Here is a 5,052-nt window from a genome sequence, read left to right as displayed (position 1 = left end):
GGGATGCCGACCTGGACGATGGTACGCAGGACGCGCTGCCCCTTGTCGATGATGCTGGGGACGGCGAGGTGCTTGGTCACGGTTGTTCTCCGTTCATGGTGTGGCGGATCTTGTCGACGTCTTCACGCGACAGGGAGTGCTCTAGTTGTTGGATGCGGTTGTGGTCGTTGGTCAGCTTGCCTTCGACGCTGCCGACCTTCGTCTCGATGGAGTCGAGTCGTCCGTGGACGCCTTGGACGCTGGCGGCGAGCTCCTGGGCGGTGTTGACCGCGGTTGTGAGTTCGTCGCGGAGGTTCTCGGAGTGGTCGTTCTCCACCTGCTTGCGTAGTCGCTCGAGGAGGGCGTCTTGGGCGTGCAACGTGGTCTCGGTCTGGGTCATGAATGCGGGGAGCTTGCCGAGAATGTCGGTGAGGACGATCGCCGCCCTGAGGCCGGGCCAGATCTTTCGCAGCAGCCAGACGATGGCGCAGATGACCGCGATCCAGATGACGACCTGGGCGGCCGTCACATCGCCGAGTACGTCGAGCAGCCAAGTTGGGAGATTCGGCATGCGTCCGCCTGCGGTTACCGGGCGGCGGCGGCAGCGAGCAAGCGGGTTTCCGCTGTCGTCGCTGTGTGGTTCGGGTACAGGCGCGGATTGATCAGCATGCCACCGTTCGCGGTTGCGGTGAGCGCCGCTTCCAGACCGGACTGGTTCCATCCGAGCTTCGTGCGGGTGATCCAGTCCTCGAGCATGCAGTCCGCGACGAGCGCGAGCACTTCGGGTGCGGTCACCCGCGGGAGTGCGTCATAGCCGAGACGGTTGGCGAGAGTGTCAGCTTCGTCGCCGGGAGCGTTCTTCAACCCGTCGTTCGAGATGACGAACTTCCACTGGGCGCCGAGACCGAGGTAGAGGAAGGGCAAGGGCATGTCGTTCTCCGTTCGTGGGGTGATGGTCTTCTTCTGGGGCTGCGGACTGGCGGTGAGGTCGATGGCGCGTGCCACGATCTGGTCCATGCTCATCTGCATGTCAGGGCCCGCACAGGCGGTCGGGTACGATCCGTAACCGCGGGCGAAGACCTCCTGATGCGTGAGGATGTGGGTTCGATCCAGCGGCATCCCGTACTCGCCGTGCATGTACGCGGCGACCTCAGAGAGGATCTCCTTCGCGCGATCGCTGATCGGATACGTGCCGCCGAGGTTCTTGTTGCACACCTCGGTGGTGATCGCTCTGTCGTCGAGGTAGCTCGCGCTCGTCCATGCCCGACGAGACTCCGGCACTGTCAGTACCACCTTGATGTCGTCCGATCCGGCCACGGTGGGGCCGATTGCGAGGTTCGCTGAGACCTCACGGTCAGACTTGAAGGTGGCAATCGTGTCTTGGACACGGGTGGTGACGGCGTGATGGATGATGAAGTACACATCGCCGTTGCGGCGGTGCAGATCCATCGTTCGTGCTTCCTGATCGGTGGGGACGTTGTCGACCCAGTCGATTCCGGGGAAGGTCATCGGTGCTCCTCCGGAATCAGGTCGTCGTTCGTTCCATCGGCATCGGTGCGTGCTCTTTTCGCTCGGTCCCATTGGTCGTCGCTGATGGGGTGTCCGGTGCGCCCAGACAGGAAGAGGTCGATTTGGTCAGCGGGCACACGATGCCCGTTCACCTCAACGACGGCAGAGTGCTCGGCCATGGTTGCTCCTCACGCGATAACGATGACGCCCTCGATCACGAGGACCGCGGGGCTGTTGAGTGGGTACGTGCCGGCGGCTGGTATGCCGGTTCCTGCCGCGCCTGAGGCATCGCCGTTGCGAACCGTTGCGAGGTTCGAGGCGGTCGAGGACACCGGCACTTGCGGGTTGATCGAGGTAGCGGTTCCGGAGATGTAGGCGTTGCCAACGAAGTTCTGCCCGTTGGAGGCGAACAGCTTGACCAGCAGTTCCTGTTCGCCGATGTTCGCGGCGGAGACGCCTGGCGGGAGTCGGAACAGGAAGTCTCCGCGGCCTCCGTTCGTCGTACTCCCGGGCTTCAACTGGATGTAGACGTGGACCAGTTTGGGGGCGATGTACTGGAGACGGCCGACGAGTGTTCCGTTGCCGATCGCGGGCTGACTGCCGGCGACGGACGTCTCCCAGGACGGCGTGTAGGAGACGATGACACCGGTGGATGCGTTCCAACCACCAGCACCGTCCGAGATCCATGTGCCGTTGTTGGTGGTTGCCGAGTCGGCAAACACCATCCCGGCCTGACCCAGCGGTGCTGTGGTCCATGCCTTCAGCTGGTCGAGCGTCCGCGCCGGCACTGCGCCGCCGACCGCGGCCGTGTACTGCGTCGTCTGAGTGATGGCAACGCCCGCGGAGTTCGTTCCGGTGACCCCGGACGGGACGACGGCGCGGGCGATCTCGAATGCGCCGACGGGAATGGCCGGAGGAGCTGGGGTGAGAGCCGCCCCACCACGGGCGACACCGATCTCGGCCGTGTTGGTGCCGTCACCGAGGGAACTGAACCGTGCCCGAGCGTAGATGATCTCGATACGGGAGTTCGCTGTCGGGGCGGCGACGGCGTCCGTGGTGTAGGAGCCATCGTTCGGGATGAGTTCGACGCCGCCTGCCTGGCGGGTTCCGGCGGCTCGGAATCCGATCACCTGGTACGCCATCGTCGCGGTCCCGGTCACGAGCGCGGGGCCGATGGGGGAGAGCACCCCGGGCCGGGGGTTGCCCGTCTGGTCTGCGACGACGAGGCCGGCGAGCGCTTGACGGGAGTCCAGAAGCGGAGAGCCGTTGGGGTCACCGGTGGGGAAGGGGGCGCGAAGCGTCATGCGGGGTGTTCTCCTATCCGGTGAACGAGGCGACGGCGGTGATGGATGCGAAGTTCTGCGGGTCGGCGGCGAATGCTGCCGGGTTCAGCGGTTGCAGCTGCAGCGACACTTGGATCTGTTGCCCGGGGGTCACCGTGAAGGAGCTGGAGTGCTGCGGGTACAGGACGTTGTTGACCACCGACGCTCCGGCGTCCTTCGCGGCGGGGAACGTGCCGCCGGTGTCGCCGTTGATGATGACGCGGCCGTTGACGGAGGTGAGGCCACCACTGGTCTTGTCCAGAACGGCGGCCCCGCCGAGGCCGGTGATCGTCGCGATGGTCTTCCCGTCGGGCACGGTGAGAGTGACCAGGGCGTACGACAACCACCCGCCTGCGGTGAGGCCGAACCCGGTGAACCGGCTGAGCGGGGCGAGCGTGATAGGGAGACGCTTCACGACCTGCGCCTTCTGGGTGCCAGACGGGTTGCGGAGCTCGTCGATTTGGCGTTGCAGGTCCTTGATCATCCCCGGGAAGAGGTTGTTGTCGTCTTCTGGTGGCATCGGGTCAGCCATCGAACGCCTCCCCGCAGGTGATCGACACCCAGAGTCCCTCGTCGTCTCCGGAGAGTTCGAGGATCCGCCGGCGTGCCGGAGTCGGTGGCAGGTAGGGGTCGTCCTGGATGAAGATGTCGCAGTAGTCGCCCTCGTAGAAGTCGCGCAGCCAGGGCGTGGACAGCAGGGATGCTTTGAACGACCAGAACTCCGAGGGTCGGCCCCCGGTGCGCAGTCCGGCGCGCGCGTAGCCGTCGAGGGTGTCCTGGAACTCGACCGAGGTGTGGGAGTTGTCGACGAGCTCGAGCAGGGGGACCCCAGCGTTGGTCAGGGCCGGATCGTACGCACGGGACATCATGACCTTGTCGTCTCCGCGCCCGGCCGTCGCCCAGGACAGAGCCCCCATCTGGGCGGGGTTGGTCTTCACGGCGAGGTCTGCACCGGAGGTGCGGGATGCGTTCACATCCCACTGGGGCGGGTTTGGCCCGATTAGGAGCGGGCTCGCCTCGGTCCCCGATGTCATCACCCACTCGAGCTTCCCGTCGGGTCGCCAGCGCAGGCGGAACGCGAAGTCCGGGCCGCGCTCCACACCCGACAGCTGGGCCAACGCTTCGTCGATGTTCTTCAAGTCGACGGCGGCATAGTTCCTCACCCGGGTTCCGGCTCGGGGGTCTTCGAACACGATCGGGAGGCCGGAGCCCGGCCATTGGCACATCTGCCAGACCAGGAACCGGCCGATCGACCCGAAGTCGAGGCCGGAGAGATTCGTGTCCAGCGCGGTGTTGGGAGACCCGTCCGCGCTGACCAGCGGTTGCGTGAGCGCGGCCGGTGGGAGGACCGTGCGACGGGCCGTCAGCGCCCGAATGCCTCGGGCGACGATTTGCAACGGCTCACCGGGGGTGTAGTCGTGCGGCTGGATGGGGCCACCGTAGAGGCGCCCTCCCTCGTCGACTGCGATCGAGTGCTTCCACGGGGTGCCGAGGTTGCGCCAGTCCATGGCCGCGATCTGCGGGTCGGACAGGTCGAGCTGCACATCCACTGTCTCCGGTTCGTTGACGCGCGCCTTCCACGACCCCGACGACGGCACGAATTCTCGAAGGACCGTGCCAGTCATGGTCTCGAAGACGTACCACTGCGTCACCAGGCGCTCCTCACTCGGCCCTCGTAGAACGGGCTGCCCACGGGAGCCGTCACTGCCAGCTGGCAGGTCACGGACGCTTCCCTCGGGACGGTCCACCACTGCCGCGGGAACAACCATCTGGTGACGTCCGCGGTGCCGTCCATGAACGCCGTGCGGGCGGCGAAATCGACCTCGACGACGGACCCGACAGGGACGGAGAACGGCGCCTGGAATCCGACCTGACGTTGGTCGGCGACGTTCACCAACGTGAACGCGTCGAAGCCACCGGCCACCCGGTACACCGGATCGGAGCCCTTCTTGCCGAGGTTGGTCAGCGTCACCCGACCGTCCGAACCGCCACCGCCAGGCCATTTCGCCGGCCACACCGCTGGCCACACGAGGCCGGCGCTCTGCGACGGCGGGTCGGCCCGCACCCAACTGTCGCCCACGGAGTAGCGGCGAGGGTCGCGGGCGATCATGTCGATATCGACTTCTCCGGTGGGCTGACCATGATGGTCCTTCACCGGCACCGCACGAACCGACACGATGCGCTCGGTCACCCGGTTCGCATCCGTGTAGCGCACCGTGACTGGCCCGTCGAAGCCGATCGA

7 protein-coding genes are annotated in these 5,052 nt (G+C 66.1%); all 7 read right to left on the bottom strand.

From position 1 onward, the window contains the following. Positions 1–76: 76 nt before the first annotated feature. A complete protein-coding gene (locus U870_RS0121425; RefSeq protein ID WP_162819232.1) occupies positions 77–550 on the bottom strand; it encodes a hypothetical protein in 474 nt (157 codons plus the stop codon). 14 nt (positions 551–564) lie between these two features. After that, a complete protein-coding gene (locus tag U870_RS0121420; protein ID WP_025159397.1) occupies positions 565–1,488 on the bottom strand; it encodes a peptidoglycan recognition protein family protein in 924 nt (307 codons plus the stop codon). Beyond that, a complete protein-coding gene (locus U870_RS24540) occupies positions 1,485–1,667 on the bottom strand; it encodes a hypothetical protein (RefSeq protein WP_162819231.1) in 183 nt (60 codons plus the stop codon). The genes U870_RS0121420 and U870_RS24540 overlap by 4 nt, the downstream gene beginning before the upstream one ends. A 9-nt stretch (positions 1,668–1,676) precedes the next feature. Continuing rightward, complete coding sequence (locus U870_RS0121415) at positions 1,677–2,792, bottom strand: hypothetical protein (protein WP_025159396.1); 1,116 nt, start codon at positions 2,790–2,792, stop codon at positions 1,677–1,679. A 13-nt stretch (positions 2,793–2,805) separates the two neighbouring features. Further along, positions 2,806–3,342, bottom strand: coding sequence for a hypothetical protein (locus U870_RS0121410; RefSeq protein ID WP_162819230.1), 537 nt, complete (start codon positions 3,340–3,342; stop codon positions 2,806–2,808). Further along, positions 3,335–4,462: a hypothetical protein gene (locus U870_RS0121405; RefSeq protein ID WP_025159394.1), complete on the bottom strand. Its 1,128-nt coding sequence runs from the start codon at positions 4,460–4,462 to the stop codon at positions 3,335–3,337. The genes U870_RS0121410 and U870_RS0121405 overlap by 8 nt, the downstream gene beginning before the upstream one ends. Next, positions 4,459–5,052: hypothetical protein (locus tag U870_RS0121400; RefSeq protein ID WP_025159393.1), on the bottom strand; the 594-nt coding region annotated here is incomplete at its 5' end. The genes U870_RS0121400 and U870_RS0121405, both read right to left, overlap by 4 nt.

The sequence above is a fragment of the Leifsonia aquatica H1aii genome (genome assembly GCF_000633535.1).
GTDB lineage: Bacteria > Actinomycetota > Actinomycetes > Actinomycetales > Microbacteriaceae > Leifsonia > Leifsonia aquatica_A.
Note: the sequence above shows the minus strand (reverse complement) of the source record. Positions and strands in the feature narration are given on the sequence as shown.

What these genes read in the sequence shown, in the direction of transcription:
- U870_RS0121425 (WP_162819232.1), bottom strand. Translation starts at nt 550, where the DNA reads ATGCCGAATCTCCCAACTTGGCTGCTCGACGTACTCGGCGATGTGACG.
- U870_RS0121420 (WP_025159397.1), bottom strand. Translation starts at nt 1,488, where the DNA reads ATGACCTTCCCCGGAATCGACTGGGTCGACAACGTCCCCACCGATCAG.
- U870_RS24540 (WP_162819231.1), bottom strand. Translation starts at nt 1,667, where the DNA reads ATGGCCGAGCACTCTGCCGTCGTTGAGGTGAACGGGCATCGTGTGCCC.
- U870_RS0121415 (WP_025159396.1), bottom strand. Translation starts at nt 2,792, where the DNA reads ATGACGCTTCGCGCCCCCTTCCCCACCGGTGACCCCAACGGCTCTCCG.
- U870_RS0121410 (WP_162819230.1), bottom strand. Translation starts at nt 3,342, where the DNA reads ATGGCTGACCCGATGCCACCAGAAGACGACAACAACCTCTTCCCGGGG.